This window comes from Chelatococcus sp. HY11, from assembly GCF_018398335.1.
Taxonomy (GTDB): domain Bacteria; phylum Pseudomonadota; class Alphaproteobacteria; order Rhizobiales; family Beijerinckiaceae; genus Chelatococcus.
The window spans coordinates 2713516-2732159 of record NZ_JAHBRX010000001.1; the positions used below are offsets into that span (position 1 = coordinate 2713516).

General features: G+C 64.7%; 18 protein-coding genes. 15 read left to right on the forward strand and 3 right to left on the reverse strand.

The annotated features are described in order from the left end of the window. Positions 1 to 6 precede the first annotated feature (6 nt). The 7 genes from KIO74_RS12420 to phoB all read left to right on the forward strand — a co-directional run bounded on the left by KIO74_RS12420 (position 7) and on the right by phoB (position 7023). The gene (locus KIO74_RS12420) at positions 7 to 1392 is read left to right on the forward strand and encodes an ATP-binding protein (protein ID WP_249730964.1); all 1386 of its coding nucleotides are present in this window, start codon (positions 7 to 9) and stop codon (positions 1390 to 1392) included. 154 nt (positions 1393 to 1546) lie between these two features. Then, a complete protein-coding gene (gene pstS / locus KIO74_RS12425) occupies positions 1547 to 2596 on the forward strand; it encodes a phosphate ABC transporter substrate-binding protein PstS (RefSeq protein WP_502762057.1) in 1050 nt (349 codons plus the stop codon). A gap of 281 nt (positions 2597 to 2877) precedes the next feature. Then, entirely contained in the window at positions 2878 to 3873 is a 996-nt protein-coding gene (gene pstC / locus KIO74_RS12430; RefSeq protein ID WP_213332272.1) for a phosphate ABC transporter permease subunit PstC, read from the forward strand. 5 nt (positions 3874 to 3878) lie between these two features. Next, positions 3879 to 4736, forward strand: coding sequence for a phosphate ABC transporter permease PstA (pstA, locus tag KIO74_RS12435; RefSeq protein WP_213332274.1), 858 nt, complete (start codon positions 3879 to 3881; stop codon positions 4734 to 4736). Continuing rightward, positions 4733 to 5512: a phosphate ABC transporter ATP-binding protein PstB gene (gene pstB / locus KIO74_RS12440; RefSeq protein WP_213332275.1), complete on the forward strand. Its 780-nt coding sequence runs from the start codon at positions 4733 to 4735 to the stop codon at positions 5510 to 5512. Before pstA ends, pstB begins: the two co-directional genes overlap by 4 nt. Positions 5513 to 5544: 32 nt before the next feature. Then, on the forward strand, positions 5545 to 6264 hold the full coding sequence (phoU, locus tag KIO74_RS12445) for a phosphate signaling complex protein PhoU (RefSeq protein WP_213332276.1): 720 nt from the start codon (positions 5545 to 5547) through the stop codon (positions 6262 to 6264). 57 nt (positions 6265 to 6321) lie between these two features. After that, positions 6322 to 7023 (forward strand): phosphate regulon transcriptional regulator PhoB, encoded by a 702-nt coding sequence (gene phoB / locus KIO74_RS12450; protein ID WP_213332278.1) that lies wholly within the window; start codon positions 6322 to 6324, stop codon positions 7021 to 7023. Positions 7024 to 7148: 125 nt separating this feature from the next. Here phoB and KIO74_RS12455 read toward each other — a convergent pair whose 3' ends face one another. Beyond that, positions 7149 to 7688, reverse strand: coding sequence for a GcrA family cell cycle regulator (locus tag KIO74_RS12455; protein ID WP_213332279.1), 540 nt, complete (start codon positions 7686 to 7688; stop codon positions 7149 to 7151). Between the two features lie 497 nt (positions 7689 to 8185). Here KIO74_RS12455 and KIO74_RS12460 point away from each other — a divergent pair, with 497 nt between their 5' ends. From KIO74_RS12460 to KIO74_RS12470, 3 genes are read left to right on the forward strand one after another with little or no spacing between them, the layout of a single operon-like run. Further along, a complete protein-coding gene (locus tag KIO74_RS12460; protein ID WP_213332280.1) occupies positions 8186 to 9400 on the forward strand; it encodes an aspartate aminotransferase family protein in 1215 nt (404 codons plus the stop codon). Beyond that, on the forward strand, positions 9397 to 10338 hold the full coding sequence (argF, locus tag KIO74_RS12465) for an ornithine carbamoyltransferase (RefSeq protein ID WP_213332282.1): 942 nt from the start codon (positions 9397 to 9399) through the stop codon (positions 10336 to 10338). Before KIO74_RS12460 ends, argF begins: the two co-directional genes overlap by 4 nt. Then, complete coding sequence (locus tag KIO74_RS12470; RefSeq protein WP_213332283.1) at positions 10338 to 11327, forward strand: Hsp33 family molecular chaperone; 990 nt, start codon at positions 10338 to 10340, stop codon at positions 11325 to 11327. Before argF ends, KIO74_RS12470 begins: the two co-directional genes overlap by 1 nt. Positions 11328 to 11351: 24 nt before the next feature. Here the strand turns inward: KIO74_RS12470 and argE are convergent, their stop codons facing one another. Together argE and apaG are read right to left on the reverse strand one after the other, a co-directional pair. Beyond that, positions 11352 to 12512 (reverse strand): acetylornithine deacetylase, encoded by a 1161-nt coding sequence (argE, locus tag KIO74_RS12475; RefSeq protein ID WP_213332284.1) that lies wholly within the window; start codon positions 12510 to 12512, stop codon positions 11352 to 11354. Between the two features lie 110 nt (positions 12513 to 12622). Then, positions 12623 to 13015: a Co2+/Mg2+ efflux facilitator ApaG/CorD gene (gene apaG, locus KIO74_RS12480; RefSeq protein ID WP_213332285.1), complete on the reverse strand. Its 393-nt coding sequence runs from the start codon at positions 13013 to 13015 to the stop codon at positions 12623 to 12625. A gap of 254 nt (positions 13016 to 13269) precedes the next feature. Here apaG and KIO74_RS12485 point away from each other — a divergent pair, with 254 nt between their 5' ends. The 5 genes from KIO74_RS12485 to cysW all read left to right on the forward strand — a co-directional run bounded on the left by KIO74_RS12485 (position 13270) and on the right by cysW (position 18561). After that, the gene (locus KIO74_RS12485) at positions 13270 to 14376 is read left to right on the forward strand and encodes a 2'-deoxycytidine 5'-triphosphate deaminase (RefSeq protein WP_213332286.1); all 1107 of its coding nucleotides are present in this window, start codon (positions 13270 to 13272) and stop codon (positions 14374 to 14376) included. 169 nt (positions 14377 to 14545) lie between these two features. Beyond that, the gene (locus KIO74_RS12490) at positions 14546 to 15652 is read left to right on the forward strand and encodes a sulfate/molybdate ABC transporter ATP-binding protein (RefSeq protein ID WP_213332287.1); all 1107 of its coding nucleotides are present in this window, start codon (positions 14546 to 14548) and stop codon (positions 15650 to 15652) included. A 54-nt stretch (positions 15653 to 15706) separates the two neighbouring features. After that, positions 15707 to 16741, forward strand: a complete 1035-nt coding sequence (gene cysP, locus KIO74_RS12495) for a thiosulfate ABC transporter substrate-binding protein CysP (RefSeq protein ID WP_213332288.1) — start codon at positions 15707 to 15709, stop codon at positions 16739 to 16741. 165 nt (positions 16742 to 16906) lie between these two features. Continuing rightward, positions 16907 to 17695, forward strand: a complete 789-nt coding sequence (gene cysT, locus KIO74_RS12500; RefSeq protein ID WP_249731279.1) for a sulfate ABC transporter permease subunit CysT — start codon at positions 16907 to 16909, stop codon at positions 17693 to 17695. 2 nt (positions 17696 to 17697) lie between these two features. Continuing rightward, positions 17698 to 18561, forward strand: a complete 864-nt coding sequence (gene cysW / locus KIO74_RS12505; RefSeq protein ID WP_213335101.1) for a sulfate ABC transporter permease subunit CysW — start codon at positions 17698 to 17700, stop codon at positions 18559 to 18561. Positions 18562 to 18644 lie beyond the last annotated feature (83 nt).

An 18644-nucleotide genomic window follows, 5' to 3' on the forward strand; every position in this document is an offset into this window, starting at 1 on the left:
AGGGTGATGCGTGAGGTGACAGGAATGGCGGATGGCGGAGATACCACGAGACGGGACAGGTCGTTGTCCCTCAGCGCCCGTGGCATCGCCATCCGAACGGCCCTCGTCGCGATCGGCATTTTCTCGCTGACGGCAGCCCTGGGCGGTGGCTCATTCCTGTGGACGGCAGGCGCGGCAGTCCTGACACTGTCGGCGGCCTTCGCGCTGTTTCGCAACACGACGCCTCTCCAGCAACGCCTGAAGGCGCCGACCAAACGCCGTGAGAAGGGCATTCCACCGGCGGCGGTCCTTGCCGCCCTGCCCGAACCCGTCGTCGTGGTCGACAGGCGCAGCCTTGTCACCGGCATGAACGCGGCGGCGAAAACCATGTTGCCGGGGCTGCGCGAGGCGACGCCCCTCTCATTCGCGCTGCGCTCCCCGGATGTGCTGGGCGGCATCGAGGCCGTGCTGCGCGACGGTGAGACGCGTAGCGTGGAACTCATCGAGCGCGTGCCGATCGAGCGCAGCCACGAGGTCCATATAGCGCCGCTGGAGGCGCCGGGCGGCTCGGGCGCGGATCAGCGCGGCGCCGTCCTGATGTTCCGTGATCTCACGGCGGCGCGGCAGCTCGAACATATGCGTGTCGATTTCGTCGCCAACGCGAGCCATGAGTTGCGAACGCCGCTCGCCTCGGTGCTCGGCTTCATCGAGACGCTGCAGGGTCCTGCCCGCGACGATGCCAACGCCCGTGAGCGCTTTCTCGCCATCATGCGCGATCAGGCCCGGCGCATGTCGCGCCTGATCGATGACCTTCTGTCGCTGTCACGCATCGAGATGCATGCCCATGTGCAGCCGTCCACCACCGTGGATCTTCTCGGCATCGTGCGGCATATGATCGACACGCTCACGCCGCTCGCGGCCGAGGGCGGCGTGTCGATCGCCTTCAACGCGCCGGAAGGACCCATCGAGGTCAAGGGCGATCGCGACGAGTTGCTGCGCGTCTTCGAGAACCTCATCGAGAATGCCGTTAAATATGGGCAATCCGGCGAAAGGGTCGAGGTGTCCGTAACGAAGGCACCCGACCGCGCCGGCGTTCGTGACGAGGTTGAGGTGTCGATCCGCGACTTCGGCCCCGGCATACCACCGGAGCATCTGCCGCGGCTCACGGAGCGGTTCTATCGCGTCAGCGCGACTGACAGCCGCCAGAAGGGCGGCACAGGTCTTGGCCTCGCGATCGTCAAGCATATCGTCAATCGCCACCGGGGGCAGTTGCTCATCGAATCCACCTATGGCAAGGGGGCGACATTCCGGGTACTATTGCCGCTCGCGAGCAGCGCCCCGCGCGCCTTGCCTGTGACATCCGCGCCGCCCGCCTCCGCGGCCACCGACCCCGATCGGTCGCACGTAGCCTAAGCCGGCTAAGCTCGAGCGCTGTCATTTAACTGTCACGCAAGCGTCATAGAGACGAGGCGTTGAGACATTAGGGATACCGCGTTCGCTCATTCAGCCTTCAGATCAGTCCGCGAATGCGGTGCAAAGGCTACGTTCGCCAATTGGGAGACCTCTCGTGAAACTGTCTTCACTCATTGCCGTGGCAGGACTTGCCGTTGCGGCTTTCGCAACGCCTGCGGCTGCCCTCGACATCTCCGGCGCCGGCGCCAGCTTCCCTTACCCCGTCTATGCCAAGTGGGCCGAAGCCTTCAAGAAGGAAACCGGCAACGGCATCAACTACCAGTCCATCGGTTCCGGCGGCGGCATCAAGCAGATTAAGGCCAAGACCGTTACCTTCGGTGCGACCGACGCGCCGCTCGGCGGCGCTGAGCTCGAGAAGGACGGCCTGGTCCAGTTCCCGATGGTCATGGGCGGCATCGTTCCGGTCGTGAACATCGATGGTGTGAAGCCCGGCGAGCTCGTCCTCGACGGTGACACGCTCGCCAAGATCTTCATGGGCGAGATCAGCAACTGGAACGACCCGGCGATCAAGAAGCTGAACGCCAGTCTCAACCTGCCGTCGCAGGGCATCGCCGTCGTCCGCCGTTCGGACGGTTCGGGCACGACCTTCAACTTCACCGACTATCTCTCGAAGGTCAGCGCGGATTGGAAGTCCAAGGTCGGTTCAGCCACCGCCGTCGAATGGCCGGTCGGCATCGGTGCCAAGGGCAACGAAGGTGTGGCCAACAACGTCAGCCAGACCAAGGGCTCCATCGGCTACGTCGAGTATGCCTACGCCAAGCAGAACAAGCTCTCGCACACCAAGCTCGTCAACAAGGACGGCAAGGTTGTCGAGCCGGTCACCAAGACCTTCCAGGCTGCCGCCTCCAACGCCGACTGGAACAGCGTCCCCGGCTTCGCCGTGGTGCTGACGAACGAGCCGGGCGCTGACTCCTGGCCGATCACCGCCGCCACCTTCATCCTGGTGCACAAGGTTCCGGCGAACGCCGAGCACGCTGCCGAGGCGCTGCGCTTCTTCGATTGGGCCTATGCCAAGGGCGGCGCGCTCGCCGAGGAGCTCGACTACATCCCGATGCCCGCCAATGTCGTCTCCACGGTCAAGGCCAAGTGGGCCTCTGACATCAAGAACGCCAACGGCAAACCGCTTTACACCGTGTCGAACTAAAATCCTGAACGACATCAGGCGGGCCTCGAGCCCGCCTGATTGCTCTCGGGTGCCCAGCCGCTGCCGGCGATGACAGTCCGGCAACCGGGCAAGGCGCACCAGAGCCGGCCTTCCCTAAGGTTCTGTCGAGACTTTCGGCTTGTCTCCGGACCGTCCACGCGATTACGGCGCTGCTCGCCTCTCAAGGCTGGCGCACACTGCTCGACCTCGCCTAATGTCCGCTTGCGCGACAAGGACGAGGGCAGCCGAATTCCATGACAACCACGCAAAGGCAACGGGCTATGGCAGACTTGGCGCTGCAGAATAGCGGGTTATCATCGAGCGCTTCCGTCGACCGGAGCCGCGTTCTGACCCGCTTCAAAATTGGCGACGCGACCTTCAAATACATCACGCTGGGATCGGCCGTTACCGTTCTCATCATCCTCGGCGGGGTGATCGTCGCGCTCATCGAGGGTTCCATGCCGGCCTTCGAGGCCTTCGGCATCGGCTTCCTCTGGGGCCAGTCGTGGAACCCCGTGACGGAAAGATTCGGCGCGCTCGCGCCGGTCTACGGCACGATCGTGACCTCACTCATCGCCATGCTGATCGCCATTCCGATCGGCATCGGCACGGCGATCTTCCTCACCGAGATCTGCCCGCCCTGGCTGCGCCGGCCCATCGGCACCGCCATCGAGCTCCTCGCGGGCATTCCCAGCATCATCTACGGCATCTGGGGCCTGTTCGTCTTCGCACCCTTCCTGCAGAGCACGGTACAGCCCTTTCTTATCTCGTTGTTCGGGCCGATCCCGATCCTCTCCTCGGTCTTCGCCGGCCCGCCCTACGGTATCGGCACGCTGACCGCCGGCCTGATCCTGGCGATCATGGTGCTGCCCTTCGTGGCCTCGATCTCGCGCGACGTGTTCGAGACGGTTCCCTCGGTGCTCAAGGAAGCAGCCTACGGCCTCGGCTGCACGCGCTGGGAAGTCGTGCGCAGCGTCATCATCCCCTACACCCGCGTCGGCATCATCGGCGGCGTCATGCTCGGCCTTGGCCGCGCGCTGGGTGAGACGATGGCAGTGACCTTCGTCATCGGCAACGCCCATCGCATCTCCGCCTCGATCCTGCAGCCCGGAACGACAATCTCGGCGACCATCGCCAACGAATTCACCGAGGCGGTGGGTGACGTCTACACGTCCTCGCTCGTCGCGCTCGGCCTCATCCTCTTCGTCATCACCTTCTTCGTTCTCGCTGCAGCGCGCCTGATGCTGATGCGGATCGAGAAGCGCACCGGGGGTTGATCGTCATGGACGTTGCAAAAAACCCCGCGGCCTACGCCAAACGCAAGCGCGCAAGTGCGATCGCCATGGGCCTGTGCGTCGCCGCGGCCGCCATCGGCCTCGGCTGGCTGGTACTGATCCTCGGCACGCTCCTGTGGGAAGGCTTCGGCGGGCTGTCCGTCGCGGTCTTCACGGAAAACACGCCACCGCCAGGCAGCCAGGGCGGTCTGATCAACGCCATCGTCGGCAGCTTGATCATGACCTTCCTCGGCACGCTGTTCGGCACGCCGCTCGGCATCCTCGCCGGCACCTACATGGCCGAGTACGGACGCTACGCAAAGCTGTCGATGGTGATCCGCTTCATCAACGACATTCTGCTCAGCGCGCCATCTATCGTCATCGGCCTCTTCGTCTACGAGATCATGGTGGCGCGCATGGGCCACTTCTCCGCCTGGGCCGGCGGCGTGGCGCTGGGCATCATCGTGGTTCCGGTCGTCGTGCGCACCACGGAAGACATGCTCAACCTCGTGCCTAACCAGCTGCGTGAAGCGGCCTCCGCGCTCGGCCTGCCCCGCCACGTGGTGATCCGCAAGATCGCCTATCGCGCCGCCAAGGCCGGCATGGTGACGGGCGTGCTGCTCGCCGTGGCGCGCATCAGCGGCGAGACCGCGCCGCTTCTCTTCACGGCGCTCAACAACCAGTTCTGGAGCACGGATCTGAACGGTCCGATGGCGAGTCTTCCCTCCGTCATCTTCCAGTTCGCGCTCAGCCCCTACAAGGACTGGCAGGCACTCGCCTGGGTCGGCGCCCTCATCATCACCTTCGCTGTTCTCGCCCTCAGCATCACGGCACGGACGCTCTCTTCGCCGGGGAAACAAAGATGACGACTGCTACGGAAAAGCCCCAATCCGAGAAGGTCTCGGTCAAGAACCTCAAGTTCTTCTACGGTGACTCTCTCGCGCTGAAGGGCATCAACCTGCCTCTCTACGAGAATATCGTCACCGCCTTCATCGGCCCGTCCGGCTGCGGCAAGTCTACCCTGCTGCGTGTCCTCAACCGGATGTACGACCTCTACCCGAAGCAGCGCGCCGAGGGTGAAGTTCTGCTGGACGGCGAGAATGTCCTCTCGCCCAAGCAGGATCTCAACCTGCTCCGCGCCAAGGTCGGCATGGTCTTCCAGAAGCCGACCCCGTTTCCGATGTCGATCTATGACAACATCGCCTTCGGCGTGCGCCTTTACGAGAGCCTCTCGAAGAGCGAACTCAACGACCGCGTGGAATCGGCGCTCCGCCGGGCCGCGCTGTGGGACGAGGTGAAGGACAAGCTCGACGCCAGCGGCCTCAGCCTCTCGGGCGGCCAGCAACAGCGCCTGTGTATCGCCCGCACCGTCGCCGTGAAGCCGGAAGTCATCCTGCTCGACGAGCCATGCTCGGCGCTCGATCCTATCTCGACCGCCAAGATCGAAGAGCTGATCGACGAGCTGAAGCGCGACTATACCATCGCGATCGTGACGCATAGCATGCAGCAGGCTGCGCGCGTCTCTCAGTATACGGCCTTCATGTATCTCGGCGACCTCATCGAGTTCGACGATACCTCGAAGATCTTCACCGCGCCGCAAGACAAGCGCACGCAAGACTACATCACCGGCCGGTTTGGCTGATCCCGGTGGCCAAAGCTAGAGGACCTGAGGCAATGCCTGAACATATCGTCTCATCCTTCGACGAGGATCTCGACGAACTGCGGACCAGGATCGTCGAGATGGGCGGCGTCGCCGAGAAGATGCTCGCCGACTCCACGCTGGCACTGGTCAAGCGCGACAGCGCGCTTGCCCAGTCAGTCATCTCCGCCGACGCCCGTCTCGACGGGCTGCAGCGCGATGTCGAAGAGCTCGCCGTGCTCACCATCGCGCGGCGCCAGCCCATGGCGGTCGACCTGCGCGAACTGGTCTCGGTCATCCGCGTGGCGGCCGATCTCGAGCGCATCGGCGACCTCGCCAAGAACACGAGCAAGCGCGTCGTCGCCATCAGCGGCGAGGCACAGCCGCAGAAGCTCGTGATCGGCGTGCAGCACATGAGCGATCTCGTGCAGGAGCAGCTCAAGGACGTGCTCGATGCCTATGTGCAGCGGGATGACGCGCAGGCGCTCGACGTTTGGCAGCGTGATGACCGCATCGACGCGCTGTACACGTCGATCTTCCGTGAGCTGCTCACCTATATGATGGAAGATCCGCGCAACATCACGTTCTGCACGCACCTTCTGTTCCTCGCCAAGAACATTGAGCGCATCGGCGACCACACCACCAATATCGCCGAGACGGTTCATTATCTGGCGACAGGCGTCACGCTGTCCGTGGACCGCCCGAAGGGCGATACCTCAAGCTTCACCAAGGCACCAACAGATCCCAGCAACTGATCCCACTGATCCTGTGAACCGGGGGGCCAGGACAACAGTGGAACCATAGGACTTTCGATGGGACCACGTATTCTGATCGTCGAGGACGAGGAGCCGCTGACGCTGCTCCTCCGTTACAACCTCGAGGCCGAGGGCTATACCGTCGACAGCGTCGCCCGTGGCGATGAGGCTGAAATCCGGCTGCGCGAGGCGGTGCCGGATCTCGTGTTGCTGGACTGGATGCTGCCGGGACTTTCCGGCATCGAGCTGTGCCGGCGCATCCGTGCGCGCGAGGAGACCGAGCGGCTGCCGATCATCATGTTGACGGCACGCGGCGAGGAGACCGAGCGTGTGCGGGGTCTCGCCACCGGTGCCGACGACTACATCGTCAAGCCCTTCTCGGTGCCGGAGCTGTTGGCGCGCGTCCGCGCCCTGCTGCGGCGCGCCAAGCCTGGACAGGTCGCGGCGCAGCTCGTCGCCGGTGACATTGAACTTGATCGAGAAACCCATCGGGTCAAGCGCGGCGGCCGGGAACTGCATCTCGGACCGACGGAATTCAAGCTGCTCGAGTTCCTGATGCAGAGCCCAGGTCGTGTCTTCACCCGCGAGCAGCTTCTCGACCGGGTCTGGGGCCACGACGTGTATATCGACGAGCGGACCGTCGACGTGCATGTGGGGCGCTTGCGCAAGGCCATCAACCGCATGCGCCGGCCCGATCCGATCCGCACGGTGCGCGGTGCCGGCTATTCCTTCGACGAGACCTTCGCCAAGGCTGGCTGAAGCCGGTCGATCACAGTCCCGTCGTCTCACTCCCAAAAAAGGCCGCCACGATCGCGTCGTGGCGGCCTTCTTCAGGACCCCTATATTTGCCGGCTATCCGCGGTTGCCCGGGCAGCGGCTTCAGATCAAGCCCGCTTGCGATCCCGCCTGCGGTCGGCGACAGGCTGATAGGCAATGCGCGCGTGGTGCGAACAATAGGGCATACCGAGTTCCGAACGCGCCCCGCAGAAGCGGAACTCCGGCGTCGTCGGATCGCCCATGGGCCATCGGCACATGGATTCACGGAGTTCCATGATGGTGACCCTCTCCGACATGGGGATCACCACGTCCTCGCGGGGCTGAGGCAGGCGCACAAGCACCGGGGCGGCCTCGGCGACAGGCTGGGGAGCGAGCGCCGCATTGGTCCGCATCGGGCCCGACGTGGTGGCGGCCGGGGCCGGAGCCGTGACACCGGGCTGCCGGACCGGCTTGCGCGGACGTGGCGCCGAACTGGCGGTGCTCTTCGCGCGCCCGGACAGGCCGAGGCGGTGCACCTTGCCGATGACGGCGTTGCGGGTGATGCCGCCCAGTTCGGCGGCGATCTGACTGGCGCTGAGGCCATCAGACCAGAGCTTGCGCAAGAGCTCTACGCGCTCATCGCTCCAAGATTGGCTCGGGTCGGTCATCGCCTTCTCCGTCAGCGGTTGCAGTGCGCGGAATCCCTTATTTTTCGCGGCCAGCCCGACAGGAGCCAAACCCCGTTGCATGTTGACAACGAACGCGAATGATAAGTTCCGCTACACGAGATGTCGTAGTCGTTGAAGGCGAAACTACAATATGCCCGGACTCGGGGGCAAGAGTCCCCCCGCCACACCTGCCGTTTTCCCCAAGAACCTCGTGTGAGGGCTCAAGGCGAAAAGCGTCTTCCGTTCCGGCACATATCAATTTCTGCAGATGGGAGACGGGGCGCTTTCCTCCCCGGTCGCTAGCCGGCGTCCGGGGCCTGCCGGGCGTTGATGAAAGTGATCACAGTCTTTGAATTGACATGGAAAACATGACCTTTAGAATTGGTGGAGTGCCGCCCCTCCGTGGGCGGCACTTTGATTTTCCGAGACGCGGGTCCGATATCAGTGGTGTCTGCCCCGTGGTTTCTGGAAACTTTTCTCTTGCGGAGGTTGAAATCGTGATTTCGCCGTTGCTGCCGACTTATGCGCGTCCCGACATCGAATTCGAAAAGGGAGAGGGCGTATGGCTCATCACGCGACAAGGCGAACGATATCTCGACCTCGGCGCCGGCATCGCCGTGAACGCGCTTGGCCATGCCCATCCGCATCTCGTGGAGGCCTTGACCGAACAGGCGTCCAAGGTCTGGCACACGTCGAACCTCTACCGTATCCCGGGTGGTGAGAGGCTGGCGCAACGGCTCGTCGACGCGACCTTCGCCGACACGGTCTTCTTCACGAATTCCGGTGCCGAGGCCCTGGAATGCGCGATCAAGATGGCGCGGAAATATCACGCGGTCAGCGGCCATCCCGAGCGGTTCCGCATCATCACCTTCGAGGGCGCGTTTCACGGGCGGACGCTCGCGACCATCGCCGCCGGCGGACAAGCCAAATATCTGGAGGGCTTCGGTCCGAAGGTTGAAGGCTTCGACCAGGTGCCTTTCGGCGATTTCGAGGCACTCGAAGCCGCCATCACCGATGAAACCGCCGCGATCCTGATCGAGCCGATCCAGGGTGAAGGCGGCGTGCGGTCCGTGCCCCCCGCCGATCTCAAGCGGCTGCGCCAGATCTGCGACGACAAGGGCCTCCTCCTGATCCTGGACGAGGTCCAGACGGGCGTCGGCCGGACCGGCAAGCTGTTCGCGCATGAATGGTCGGGCGTGACGCCTGACATCATGGCCGTGGCCAAGGGCATCGGCGGTGGCTTCCCCATGGGCGCATGCCTCGCGACGGCCGAGGCCGGCAAGGGCATGACGGCCGGCACGCATGGCACCACCTTCGGCGGCAATCCGCTCGCGATGGCCGTGGGCAATGCCGTGCTCGATGTCATCCTCGAGGAGGGCTTCCTGGAGGACGTGCAGCGCAAGAGCCTTCTCTTCAAGCAACGCCTCGCGGAGCTGAAGGATCGCTATCCCGATGTCATCACCGAGATCCGCGGTGAGGGTCTGCTGCTCGGCCTGAAGCTGACGCCGCCGAACGGTGATTTCGTCAACGCGGCCCGCGCGGAGAAGGCTCTGGTTATCCCAGCCGGCGCCAATGTGGTGCGGCTGATACCGCCCCTCACCATCACAGAAGCCGAGATTTCGGAAGCTCTGGCGCGCATCGATGCCGCAGCCAAGGCCGTGTCGGAGGCTCATGCCAAGGCCGATGCAGGCCAACCGGAGTTGGCTCCATGACGACGACAGCGACGACCGCACCCAGGCATTTCCTGGACCTCGCGGACTTCTCCGGAGATCAACTGCGTCGTGTCCTGACGGCGAGCACATCCCTGAAAGCCGCGCGCCGCAAGGGCCAGCCGCAGACCACCCGCCCGCTCGACGGGAAGGTGCTGGCGATGGTCTTCGACAAGCCCTCGACCCGCACCCGCGTGTCCTTCGACGTCGCCATGCGCGAACTCGGTGGAGAGCCCCTGATGCTGACCGGCGCGGAGATGCAGCTCGGCCGCGGCGAAACGATCGCCGACACGGCCCGTGTGCTCTCGCGCTATGTCGATGCGATCATGATCCGCATTCTCGATCACGACGCGATGATGGAGCTGGCGGAATTCGCCGAGGTGCCGGTCATCAACGGGCTCACGAAGCTGTCGCATCCGTGCCAGGTGATGGCCGACCTCCTGACCTTCGAGGAGCACCGGGGGCCGATCAAGGGGCGTACCGTCGCCTGGACCGGGGACGCCAACAATGTTCTCGCGTCATGGGTGGAAGCCGCGTCACGCCTTGATTTCAGCATCAATATCGCGACGCCCCCGGAACTGGCGCCGCGAGCCGATCTCATTGCGCGGGCGAGGCGCGAAGGCGCCGAGATCATGCTGACGGACGACCCCTTCGCCGCCGTGAAGGGCGCCGACGCCATCATCACTGACTGCTGGGTGTCGATGGGCGACGAGGACGAGGCTTTCCGCCACAACCTCTTGCAGCCTTACCAGGTCAACACCAAGCTAATGGCTGCAGCGAACGCGGGCGCCATCTTCATGCACTGCCTTCCGGCCCATCGCGGGGAGGAGGTGACCGACGAAGTCATGGATGGTCCGCAATCCGTTGTCTTCGATGAGGCGGAAAACCGCCTGCATGCCCAGAAGGGCATTCTGGCGTGGTGTATGGGAGCCGTTCAGTAATGGCCGATGTGAGCGCTCAAACCGCAGATGACCGGGTCCTGCCTTTCGCCGTCGAGGGTCTCGATGTGCGGGGCCGGGTGGTCAAGCTCGGCCCGGCGCTCGACACCATTCTGCGTCGCCATGCCTACCCTCCGGCGGTCGCGCGTGTTCTCGGCGAGGCGACCGCCTTGACCGCTCTTCTCGGCTCAGCCCTGAAGTTCAACGGTCGCTTTCAGCTGCAGACTCGCACTGACGGCGTGATCGACATGCTGGTCGTCGATTTCGACGCGCCGGACCGTCTGCGCGCTTGCGCGCGTTTCGACGCCGAGCGTCTCGCCGAGCTGGCCGAGACCGGGACGCTCGCAACCGGGGCGCTCCTCGGTCACGGACATCTCGCGCTCACGGTCGATCAAGGCTCCGAGATGTCCCGCTACCAGGGCGTGGTTGCGCTCGAGGGGGATGATCTCGAGGCAGCTGCGCACCAGTATTTCCTCCAGTCCGAGCAGATCCCGACGCGGGTAAGGCTCGCCGTGGGTGAGGCCTTCTCCAGCGACGAGGAAGGCGCAGGGATGCGCTACCGCGCCGGCGGGCTGATGGTGCAATTCCTGCCGTCCTCCTCCGATCGTCAACGGCAGCCGGACCTCCATCCCGGTGATGCGCCAGAAGGACATGACACCGGGCGCGCCGAGGCCTTCGAGGACGACGCGTGGGTGGAAGCCAAGCTTCTCGCCGATACGACCGAAGATCACGAGCTCATCGATCCGGCCCTGCAGAGCGAGCGCCTGCTGCTGCGGCTTTTCCACGAGCGCGGCGTTCGTGTCTTCGAGGGCCAGCCGGTCCACGAGGAATGCCGCTGCTCGCGTCCCCGCATTCTCGCCACCCTGCGCAGCTTCTCACAGCAGGATCGTGACGACATGGTCGGCGACAACGGGCAGATCGGTATCACCTGCGAATTCTGCTCGCGCCACTACCAGATCGAGCCGGCGGAACTCACCGACGAGCCGGCCTGACGCCGCGCCGTCGGGCAGCCCCGATTAGCCCTTCAGCTTTGCGGTGAGTCGACGCATGAAGTCCGCGCCGGCCTCCAGTTCCGCCAGCGTGATGTATTCGTCCGGCTGATGGGCGCGATTGATGGAGCCAGGGCCGCAAACCACCGTCGGCACGCCTGCATTCTGAAAGCGGCCGGCTTCCGTCGCGTAGGACACGGTGAGCGTGCTGTTGCGCCCAGTGACGGCCTTGACGAGCTCTTCCGCCGGCGAGCCTGGAAGCGGCCGCAAGCCGGGCACATCGGCATGGCAGACGGTTTCGATCGACGCCTCCGGCGCCGTTTGGCGCATGCGGGCCAGGACCGTATCCGCGTAGGCCGCGAACCGGGCCGGAATCTCATCGCCGTCAAGATCTGGCAATCCACGGAATTCCCAATGGAAATGGCATTCCTTGGCCATGATGTTGCGGGCTGTGCCGCCCGCGATGGTGCCGACATGGATGGTGGAGCACGGCGGATCAAAGCGCCCCGACGCGTCGCCGCGCTCGGCATAGACCTCCGCCAGGCGCACGAGCTCGGCCACGAGCAGGCCAGCCGCCATCACCGCGCTGGCGCCGAGCGCGGGCTTGGCCGAATGGGCCTCCTTGCCATGCACCGTGGTGGTGAAAGTCACCACGCTCTTGTGCGCATCGGCGATGGTGAGGTCGGTCGGCTCGCCGACGATCACCGCGCCCGGTCGGGGAAGATCGATGCCGAAGCGATTGATGCCATCGACCACGCCGAGGCACGTGGTCTCCTCGTCATAGGACAGGAACAGGTGGATCGGCCGGGCAAGATCGGCAGCAATGAAATCGGGCACATGGGCCAGCGCCAGCGCCACGAAGCCTTTCATGTCAACCGCGCCGCGCCCATAGGCGCGCCCGTTCTCGACACGCAGCCGGTAGGGATCGCTCGTCCACGTCTGGCCGGCGACGGGCACCACATCTGTATGGCCGGACAGCACGACGCCGCCATCGATCGCGGGCCCGATCGTCGCGAACACTGCGGCCTTGTCGCCATCGGCGTTCGGCAGCCGCACGAAGGGCACACCCCAGCTTGCGAGGTAGTCCTCGACATAGGCGATGAGCGCGAGGTTCGACTTCGGTGTCTCCGTGTCGAAGGCAACGAGATCGGCCAGGAGATACAGCGGGGCCAAACGTTTTCCGGTCATACCCGTCGTCCGATCATGTCCGTCTTCCGATCATCGTCGCTGGTTTTCATGGGAATGCCGTCCAGAAGGCGCGGGAGGCCGTTTCCGCCAACGGATCGATCACCCGCATGTCAGTGCACGACGCGCTTGATATAAGGACTTTCAAGCGGAAAAAGCGGAATTTCCACGGAGAAGGCCTCACCCGCCTCGCTTTCCATCTGATAGGTACCGAGCATGGTGCCATGGGGCGTGGATAACGGGCAGCCGCTCGTGTAACTGAAGCTCGCACCCGGCTCGATAACGGGCTTCTCGCCGACCACCCCTTCGCCACGGACTTCGTGCTGACGACCCAGGCCATCCGTAATATGCCAGTGCCGCGCCATCAGCTGCACAGTCTCCTCGCCGAGATTTGTGATCTCGATGGTGTAGGCCCAGAAGAACCGCTTTTTCGCCGGCGCCGACTCCTTTTCCAGGAAGCGCGGCACGACACCGACACGGATGTTGCGGGTCACCGCTTCGTACATGGCTGCGCCTCCAACTGAGACACCGCCTTGGCAGGTCAGACGGTGCCCGAACACAAGGACCAAGAGACGGCCCGCCCTTGGTTAAGCCTCTGCGTGGGCGAGCGTCAATCCCGTCACCATGAACTATGCTGCAATGCGGCAGTTCCGCAGCAGCTCCGGAGTAGGCGCATTTTGCTTTGCCGGGCGCGCCCACTTGCTCTAAGGGCAGGAGGTCATCTCATGGACCGCAACGAAGCCCTTTAGTCGAGATACCCATGGCAGCTCCCAAGATCCTACCCGGCATCCAGCCGGCCGAAGCCATCCTGGAGCTGGAGAAGGCTGGCGTGATCACCACCGCGGTTCCTTTCGCGGATGATCAGGTCCAGCCGGCGAGCCTCGACCTGAGGCTCGGGCGCCGGGCCTTTCGGGTCCGGGCCAGCTTCCTGCCCGGCCTGGGGCGGCGCGTCGTGGAGCGGCTGGAACACGTTGCACTGCATGAGATAGACCTGACCCAGGGCGCCGTTCTTGAAACGGGTTGTGTCTATATCGCCGAAATTCTGGAGGGCCTCGCCCTGCCGGCGGACCTCGCGGCGTCCGCCAATCCGAAAAGCTCAACGGGGCGTCTCGACGTCTTCACCCGTGTGATCGTGGATGGTTCGCGCGAATTCGACATCATCGATGCGGGCTATACCGGGCCGCTCTATGCCGAGATTTCGCCACGCACCTTCCCGGTGCTGGTGCGCACCGGCGCGCGCCTCTCGCAGGTGCGCTTTCGCGCGGGCGTGAGCCGCTTGGACGACGCCGCCCTCACCGCGCTCCATAGCCGCGAGAGCATCGTCACCTCGAACGCCCCGTCGATCCAGGACGGGGTGGCCGTCAGTGTTGACCTGTCCGGCTTCGATAGCGGCGGGCTTATCGGTTATCGCGCCAAGCGCCACACCGGCCTCGTCGACGTCGACAGGATCGGAGCCTATGCGGTGCGCGATTTCTGGGAGCCCCTTTACGGGCACGGCGAAGGCTCGCTGGTGCTCGATCCCGGCCAGTTCTACATCCTCGCCTCCAAGGAAGCGGTCCATGTCCCGCCGGACTATGCGGCCGAGATGGTCCCCTTCGATCCGCTGGTCGGCGAATTCCGCGTTCACTATGCCGGCTTCTTCGACCCCGGCTTTGGCCATGCGGGTGCCGGCGGCGCAGGGTCGCGGGCGGTGCTCGAAGTGCGCTCCCACGATGTGCCCTTCATCATCGAGGATGGCCAGATCGTGGGGCGGCTGGTCTATGAGCGCATGGCAGCACGTCCGCGCGTCCTTTACGGCGCCGGGGCGGGCTCCAACTACCAGGCCCAAGGCCTGAAGCTCTCCAAGCATTTTCGCATGGGGGAATAGGTCCGGCGGAGCGTTTCGACCATAAACAACGAAATTAGTTCGTATTTATTTTAATTTTTACATGATGAGCTGTATTTTATGGTTGACGCCATATGGCCTGCCGTGAAATCGTCTTGCCGATGGTGGGCTCTGCGCAGCCGCCGATCAGGGGGACAGGTCAGCAGCCGCCATGAGCATCGAAATTCGTAATATTTTCAAGCAGTTCGGAACGACGCCCGTGCTAAGGGGCGTCGATCTGGCGATTGCTGACGGCGAGTTGATCGCACTTCTCGGCGCCTCCGGCTCAGGCAAGACCACCTTGCTGCGCATTCTGGCAGGCCTCGACTGGCCGCAATCCGGGGAGGTCCTGGTCGATGAGAGCGACTGGCTGCGTCTGAGTCCGCAGGAGCGCCAGATCGGCTTCGTCTTCCAGCACTATGCTCTCTTCCCGCATATGACCGTCTTCGAAAACGTGGCGTTCGGGCTCAGCATCCGTCCACGTGAGACGCGGCCGGCGAAAGCCGATATCGCACGACGCGTCGTCGAGCTGCTCGAACTCGTCCAGATGGGCGCCTACGGCGGCCGCTATCCTGCCCAGTTGTCCGGCGGACAGCGCCAGCGTGTCGCCCTGGCGCGAGCCCTCGCCATCCAGCCCAAGATGCTCCTGCTCGACGAGCCGTTCGGCGCGCTCGATGCCCGCATCCGCAAGGACCTGCGCCGTTGGCTGCGCGGTCTGCACGAGCAGCTCGGCATGACGACCATCTTCGTGACCCACGACCAGGAAGAGGCCTTCGAACTCGCCGACCGCGTGGTGGTGATGGGCGAAGGCGTCATCGAGCAGGTCGGCACGCCCGACGAGATCTATGAACAGCCGGCCAGCCCCTTTGTGGCGCGGTTCCTCGGCGGTGTGAACGAATTGCCGGCCGAGCTGCGCAACGGCCATGTGCATGTCGCGGGCGCGGACACGAGCCGCGTCGGCCGGCTCGCCCTCGGCGACGGCCAGGCCGTGCTCTTCGTGCGCCCGCATGAGATCGACCTCCTGCCGGATGCCTCCGGCACCGCCGTCATCAAGGATATCGTGCCGAGCGGCGCCCTCATCCGCTACGAGGTCGCCCTGCCCCAGGCCGACAAGGTTGTCGAGGTGGAGCTCGCGCGCGAGACGACACGCGAGCGTGCCCTGACCCGCGGCGACGCCGTGCGGGTCAATATCCGCCGCGGCCGTGTCTTCCATCCGCCGAAACGCCAGTCCGCGACCGCCCAGAATGGCAAGGTCGCCCAGGCAGCCCATACCCATTGACCGATTAAGCGGGCAGCGACCGTTGTGTCGCCAGCCCTGACCGGAGCTACTTTCATGAGACGTTCATTCGGCCTTGCCCTCGCGCTCGCGGCGAGCGCCTTCGCGCTTGCTGTCACGCCCGCCGCACAAGCGCAGGACGCCAAGCCGGCCCAGCCGGTGGAGCTCCTCAATGCCTCCTATGACGTTGCGCGCGAGCTGTTCGCGGCGATCAATCCCGTTTTTGCAGCCGAGTGGCAGGCCAAGAACGGCCAGAAGGTCGAGATCAAGCAGTCTCACGCCGGCACATCGGCGCAGGCGCGGGCCATCCTCGAAGGCCTTCAAGCGGATGTCGTGACCTTCAACCAGGTCACGGACGTGCAGATCCTGCATGACCGGGGCAATCTCGTCGCCGCCGACTGGCAAAAGCGCCTACCCAACGCGGCCTCGCCCTTCTACTCGCTTCCGGCTTTCCTCGTGCGCAAGGGTAACCCCAAGGGCGTCAAGGACTGGAACGACCTCGTCAGAAGTGATGTGAAGGTTATCTTCCCTAACCCGAAGACCTCCGGCAATGCCCGCTATACCTATCTCGCAGCCTATGCCTATGCGCTGGAAAAGAACGGCGGCGACCAGGCCAAGGCGCAGGACTTCGTCCGCCAGCTCTTCGCCAATGTGCCGGTCTTCGACACCGGCGGGCGCGGCGCGACCACGACCTTCGTCGAGCGCAACCTGGGCGACGTCCTGATCACCTTCGAGTCGGAAGTGAACGGCATCCGTCGCGAATATGGCGACAAGGGCTTCGAGGTCATCGTTCCCCCTGTCAGCCTTCTCGCCGAATTCCCGGTCAGCGTCGTGGACAAGGTCGTGGATCGCAAGGGCACGCGCGCGGTGGCGACCGCCTATCTGGAGTTCCTCTACACCGACAAGGGCCAGGACATCCTCGCGAGCTTCTTCAACCGCGTGCATGCGCCGGCTGTCGTCGCGAAATACAAGCAGCAGTTCCCGGAGGTGCGCCTCGTGAAGGTGGAGGACGTGTTCGGCGGCTGGGCGAAGGTCCAGAAGGAGCACTTCGCCTCGGGCGGCATCCTCGACAAGGTTTTCGTCAACCGCTGACCTTTGCGAAGGAACATGGCTGTGACAGCAACCGTGGCGGGCACCCTGGGTGGTGCGGATGAAAGAGGCGCGCAGGCAATAAGCCGGCGTGGGCGGGGGTTCTCTCCTCCGCCTCCCGCGAAACCCGTGAAGGCACGCCGGGTGCTGCCGGGCTTCGGCATCACCATGGGCCTGACGCTGACCTATCTCGGCATCATCGTGCTGCTGCCGCTCGCCGCGCTCATCCTGAAATCAGCGGAAATCGGCTTCGACGGTTTCTGGCAGGTGCTGAGCAGCCCACGGGTCCTCGCCTCGTTCCAGCTCACCTTCACCGCCGCGCTCATCGCCACGATGATCAATGCCGTCTACGGCCTGCTGATGGCCTGGATCCTCGTGCGCTATGACTTCCCCGGCAAGCGCTTCGTCGATGCGCTCGTCGACCTGCCTTTCGCGCTCCCGACAGCGGTCGCGGGCGTCGCGCTGACGACGCTCTTCGCCGGCACCGGCTGGTATGGCCAGTGGCTGGAGCCGGCCGGTATACAGGTCGCCTACACCATCATAGGCGTCGCCATCGCCATGGCCTTCACCAGCGTGCCCTTCGTCATCCGCACAGTGCAGCCGGTGCTGGAGACCCTCGACAGCCAGATCGAGGAGGCCTCGGTGACGCTCGGCGCCTACCCCTTCACGATCTTCCGCCGGGTGATCCTGCCGATGATCGCGCCCGCCTATCTCACCGGCTGCGCGCTCGCCTTCGCACGCTCGCTCGGCGAGTTCGGCGCCGTCATCTTCATCGCCGGCAACCTGCCCTTCAAGACCGAGATCGCCGCGCTCCTCATCTTCATCCGGCTGGAGGAGTTCGACTATCCCGCCGCCTCGGCGATCGCGGCGGTGCTGCTGGCGCTCGCCTTCATCATCCTCTTCGCCACCAATGTGCTGCAGGCACGCTGGCTGCGCCGCCGCGAGGCCTCAGCATGAGCATGCTCGCCCTGGAGGCGCCGCGCGCCTTCCCCCAGGCCACCGCCGTCGGCGCGAACGCGCGCCCGACACGATCCGGCCAGCGCCTCCTAATCGCCACGGGGCTCGTGCTCACGGCCCTCTTCCTCGTCGCGCCCGTCGCCGTGATCTTCTCCCAAGCCTTCGCGCGCGGCTTCGCGGCCTATCGCTCGTCCATCCTTCAGCCCGAGACGCTGCATGCGATCTGGCTCACCGCCGTCACAGCGGTGATCGCGGTCCCGATCAACATGGTTTTCGGCGTGGCAGCGGCCTGGGCCATCGCGAAATTCCGCTTTCCCGGCAAGAAGACCCTTATCAGCCTGATCGAGATCCCCTTCTCGATTTCACCGATCGTGGCGGGCGTCGCCTATCTGCTCGTCTATGGCTCGCAGGGCCTGTTCGGCGAATGGCTGGCCGATCACGACATCCGCATCATGTTCACACCGGCCGCGATCGTGCTCGTCATGCTCTTCGTGACGAGCCCCTTCGTGGTGCGAGAACTCCTCCCGCTCATGCAGGCCCAGGGCTCCGAGCAGGAGGAAGCGGCCGCCACGCTGGGCGCGACCGGCTTTCAGATCTTCCGCCGCGTGACGCTGCCGAACATCCGCTGGGCCCTTCTCTACGGCACGGTGCTCTGCAGCGCGCGCGCCATCGGCGAGTTCGGCGCGGTGTCGGTTGTGTCTGGCCGCATCCGCGGCGAAACCAACACGCTCCCGCTGCAGATCGAGCTCTTGTACAACGACTACAACGCCGCCGGCGCCTTCGCGGCCGCCTCCACGCTGACGGTGATCGCGCTCATCACGCTTCTCATCAAAGCCGTCATCGAGCGGCGGATAGGGCACGCCTGAGAAGATCGGGGACCGGGCCGGGGGAAAGCCAATCCTGCCGAGACCCGCCTCCTGCCAAGACCCGCCTCCTGCCAAGACCTGGA

Coding starts and splice junctions, on each gene's coding strand:
- KIO74_RS12420 (WP_249730964.1), top strand. CDS start 7: ATGCGTGAGGTGACAGGAATGGCGGATGGCGGAGATACCACGAGACGG.
- pstC (WP_213332272.1), top strand. CDS start 2,878: ATGGCAGACTTGGCGCTGCAGAATAGCGGGTTATCATCGAGCGCTTCC.
- pstA (WP_213332274.1), top strand. CDS start 3,879: ATGGACGTTGCAAAAAACCCCGCGGCCTACGCCAAACGCAAGCGCGCA.
- pstB (WP_213332275.1), top strand. CDS start 4,733: ATGACGACTGCTACGGAAAAGCCCCAATCCGAGAAGGTCTCGGTCAAG.
- phoU (WP_213332276.1), top strand. CDS start 5,545: ATGCCTGAACATATCGTCTCATCCTTCGACGAGGATCTCGACGAACTG.
- phoB (WP_213332278.1), top strand. CDS start 6,322: ATGGGACCACGTATTCTGATCGTCGAGGACGAGGAGCCGCTGACGCTG.
- KIO74_RS12455 (WP_213332279.1), bottom strand. CDS start 7,688: ATGACCGACCCGAGCCAATCTTGGAGCGATGAGCGCGTAGAGCTCTTG.
- argF (WP_213332282.1), top strand. CDS start 9,397: ATGACGACGACAGCGACGACCGCACCCAGGCATTTCCTGGACCTCGCG.
- KIO74_RS12470 (WP_213332283.1), top strand. CDS start 10,338: ATGGCCGATGTGAGCGCTCAAACCGCAGATGACCGGGTCCTGCCTTTC.
- argE (WP_213332284.1), bottom strand. CDS start 12,512: ATGACCGGAAAACGTTTGGCCCCGCTGTATCTCCTGGCCGATCTCGTT.
- apaG (WP_213332285.1), bottom strand. CDS start 13,015: ATGTACGAAGCGGTGACCCGCAACATCCGTGTCGGTGTCGTGCCGCGC.
- KIO74_RS12485 (WP_213332286.1), top strand. CDS start 13,270: ATGGCAGCTCCCAAGATCCTACCCGGCATCCAGCCGGCCGAAGCCATC.
- KIO74_RS12490 (WP_213332287.1), top strand. CDS start 14,546: ATGAGCATCGAAATTCGTAATATTTTCAAGCAGTTCGGAACGACGCCC.
- cysP (WP_213332288.1), top strand. CDS start 15,707: ATGAGACGTTCATTCGGCCTTGCCCTCGCGCTCGCGGCGAGCGCCTTC.
- cysT (WP_249731279.1), top strand. CDS start 16,907: ATGGGCCTGACGCTGACCTATCTCGGCATCATCGTGCTGCTGCCGCTC.
- cysW (WP_213335101.1), top strand. CDS start 17,698: ATGCTCGCCCTGGAGGCGCCGCGCGCCTTCCCCCAGGCCACCGCCGTC.